The sequence below is a fragment of the Mycobacterium sp. genome (assembly GCF_049683935.1).
Classification (GTDB): Bacteria; Actinomycetota; Actinomycetes; order Mycobacteriales; family Mycobacteriaceae; genus Mycobacterium.
The window spans coordinates 1-2,731 of the sequence record NZ_JBAUJR010000416.1; the positions used below are offsets into that span (position 1 = coordinate 1).

Annotated in this window: 2 protein-coding genes and 1 pseudogene; 1 reads left to right on the forward strand and 2 read right to left on the reverse strand. The window is 68.0% G+C overall.

The window, feature by feature from the left end:
* Both WA965_RS23545 and WA965_RS23550 read right to left on the reverse strand, forming a co-directional pair.
* Positions 1–161 (reverse strand): annotated as a pseudogene (locus tag WA965_RS23545) (HNH endonuclease); the annotation flags it as partial.
* 92 nt (positions 162–253) lie between these two features.
* Positions 254–1,375 (reverse strand): acyltransferase family protein, encoded by a 1,122-nt coding sequence (locus WA965_RS23550; protein WP_526302875.1) that lies wholly within the window; start codon positions 1,373–1,375, stop codon positions 254–256.
* A 281-nt stretch (positions 1,376–1,656) separates the two neighbouring features.
* On the opposite strand from WA965_RS23550, the gene pgfA reads away from it, so the two are divergent.
* On the forward strand, positions 1,657–2,731 hold a 1,075-nt coding region (gene pgfA / locus WA965_RS23555), incomplete at its 3' end, for a cell envelope lipid trafficking protein PgfA (protein WP_526448129.1).

The window sequence follows — 2,731 nt, forward strand, 5'->3', positions numbered from 1 at the left end:
GTCGCCCACAGCCCGTCGCGGTCGATCTCGGCGACGATATCGACGATGCGCCCGTCGATCGCATTCCGTTGCCCGGCCAGCTCGGACAGTTCCTCGAACAACACCTCCAGCCGCGCCCCCCGGGGCGGGCTCGGGATGAAACACGGTGCAGCCGAAGACATGACACCATCATCACAGACAGGTCCGACAAGTCCGATCCGCCAGCAGCACAGACACTTTCGCGGTTCACCACCCCCGGGGCCGCGCAATCGGACTAGCGCGCGGTGGCGGGCTCGATCTCAGCGTCGACCGAACTGTCCAGCGGTGTCGGGTCGACCCGTCTCTCCCAGCGGCGCAGCGCGTTCCGGCACGGAGACTCCACCAGCGCATAACTGACCGCTGCGATCGCGAAGCCGAACACCACCGTCAGCGCCAACACGACCGGCATGTGACCGCTGAACGCGAACTGGCCGATCACCGGGAACACCATCGCCAGCGCGGCCAGGTGCCACACGAACAGGCCGTAGGACCAGCGCCCCAACGTCACCATCGTGGTGCTGCCCAAAAACCGGTGCGACGTGTCGGGCCGGTCCAGCACCAGCGGGGCGAGCAGCGCCCCGGCGACGATCGCGCCCATGGCCGTCTTGACCATGAACTGGTCGACGCTGCCCGGCGTGAGTCCTTCCGGGCCGGCCAGCGGCGAGGCCGCCACCAGGAAGGCGGCCACCGCGATGGCTGCCATCAGCACGCGACGGCGGGCAAGCCGATGCACCCACCCGGTCGGGCTGACCGTCAACTCGGCGAGCAGCATCCCTGCCGCGAACCACGACAGGAATGCGGGCGGCCAGTTCAGCGGGTTGACCCCGAGTGGCGTTTCGACAGGGAGGAGCTGCCACAGCATGGCCCAGCCGAGGCTCAGCACCGCGGCGGCGGTGATGACGCCGATTCGCGCCCGCACCGGCACCCACCGCACCAGCAGCGCCAGGAACGGCAGCACGATGTAGAAGGCCATCTCGACCGAGAGGCTCCACATCTGGGTCAGGCCCGCGGTCAGCGTCAGCGGGACGTAGATCTGCGTCAGGGTCAGGTTGGCCAGCCACACCGTGAGGTCGGGCCGGGCATCCGGCAGCAGGGTCAGGATCACGACGACGGCCACCAGGTAGCCGGGCATGATGCGCACGATGCGGGAGCGAAGGTAGTGCCCGGTCGGCGGCCGGGATCTCAGCCCGCGGGCCGCCGCGGCGTGCCCACGCCACAGCAGAAAACCGGACAGCGCGAAGAACACGGCGACCGCGAGATCAAAACGGCCGAGCAACCGCCCGGAGAACCCGCCGGTGTGCCCGGTCTGAAAGGCGACGTGGGTGACCACGACCCCGATCGCCGCGCAGGCGCGCATGCCCTCGACGGCAGGCAGGAACGCGCGCGTCCCGCCGACGGGTGCGGCGTCCCGCCGACCGACGTGGGCCGTTGCGGTTCCGGTCACGTCGAACAGTCTGCCCGTCCGGTCTGAGGACGGGAAAACGGGTAGTCCTGCCGCACGGACCCATCCGATGCGGACGGTGTCGCGAACGAGTTGCAGTAAGCGACGGCCTTAGCTTGTGCTGTTAGGGTCGAACAGGTTTTTGCCCCACCGGGCCAGGTAGGGGCTGGTGGCGGTGCGCGAAGGGAGAAACGGTATTGAACCGCGCAGTTGCGCTGCGGATCGCCGCATGCGGAATCATGGGCCTCGGTGCCGCCCTGTTGATTGCCGCGCTGCTGCTGTCCACCTACACCACGAGCAAGATCTCCAAGATCCCGCTGGACATCGATGCCACGCTGATCAGTGACGGCACCGGCGACGCGTTCGATCCGGCGTCGCTACTCGGCGAGCGGTTCATCGTCAACGAGGACGTGCCGTTGGTGATGCAGCAGCAGATCAGCGTGGAGTCACCGGCCAACGCCGACGTGGTGACGCTGCAGGTCGGTAACACGGTGCGGCGCAGTGATCAGCAGCAGGACAACGGTCTGCTACTGGCGATGGTGGACACCGTGACGCTCGACCGCACAACTGCGCTCGCAGTGTCGAGCGAGAGCAACCCCGGAGGCGCGGTGCAGAGGCCACGCGCGATCGAGGACGAGAACCCGCCGACCAACATCGCGCTGCCGCACGAGGGGCTGACCTACCGCTTCCCGTTCGACACCGAGAAGAAGACCTACCCGTTCTTCGACCCGATCGCCCAGCAGCCGTTCGACGCCAACTACTCCGGCGAGGAGGACGTCAACGGGCTGACGACCTTCAAGTTCACCCAGAACGTCGGCTACGACGCCGACGGCGAACTCGTGGAGCCGGTGCGATACGCGTCGCTGTACGACGACGACGCCGACAGCCAGGCGACGGCTCCGGCCCGTCTGTGGGGCATCGAGGGTGACCCCGAGGAAATGATCACGATGTCGCGCTACTACGCCGCGCAGCGCACGTTCTGGGTCGACCCGGTGTCGGGCACCATCGTCAAGCAGACAGACCGTGCGTACCACTACTACGCACGCGACGCGCTGCGGCCCGAGGTGACGTTCGCCGACTACAGCTTGACCACCAACGAGGAGTCGGTCGAATCCCAGGTGGCCGCCGCACAGGACGAGCGCGACACGGTGGCGCTGTGGGGCCGCATCCTGCCCATCACCTTCACCGCGCTCGGGCTGATGGCCCTGGTCGGCGGCGCCCTGCTGGGCTCGTTCAGCCTGCGCGCAGAGTCGATGCTGATCGACCCCGGCC

Coding starts and splice junctions, on each gene's coding strand:
- WA965_RS23550 (WP_526302875.1), bottom strand. CDS start 1,375: ATGCGCGCCTGCGCGGCGATCGGGGTCGTGGTCACCCACGTCGCCTTT.